The sequence below is a fragment of the Paraburkholderia sp. SIMBA_054 genome (genome assembly GCF_046534875.1).
In the GTDB taxonomy this organism is placed as follows: Bacteria; Pseudomonadota; Gammaproteobacteria; order Burkholderiales; family Burkholderiaceae; genus Paraburkholderia; species Paraburkholderia hospita.
This window is the reverse complement of the sequence record NZ_JAWRXV010001448.1, coordinates 1-245: the sequence shown is the minus strand read 5'-3', so window position 1 is coordinate 245 and position 245 is coordinate 1. Positions and strand designations below refer to the sequence as shown.

Genomic DNA, 245 nt, shown 5'->3' with positions numbered 1-245 from the left:
CGCGCGGCCAGCGCCTGTGGCGCGTCGAACACGCCATGCAGGTAGGTTCCCATCACCCGGCCATCGGCGGAGATCGCGCCATCGGGACGATCGCCATCGAGCAGGGCGAACGGTCGCTGCAGCGCCGGGCCGCTGCCCTGGCCGCAGTGGATCTCGTAGCCCTGGGTGGCGGCATCGGCGAAGCATAGCCGCCCGGCCGTGGTGCGCAGCTGCTTGTGCCCGGCGAAGGTGGTGTCCACGTCCAG

Annotated in this window: 1 pseudogene; it reads right to left on the bottom strand. The window is 71.8% G+C overall.

Annotated features, from left to right (window positions below):
- A pseudogene (locus tag SB822_RS59845) lies at window positions 1-245 on the bottom strand (cobyric acid synthase CobQ); the annotation flags it as partial.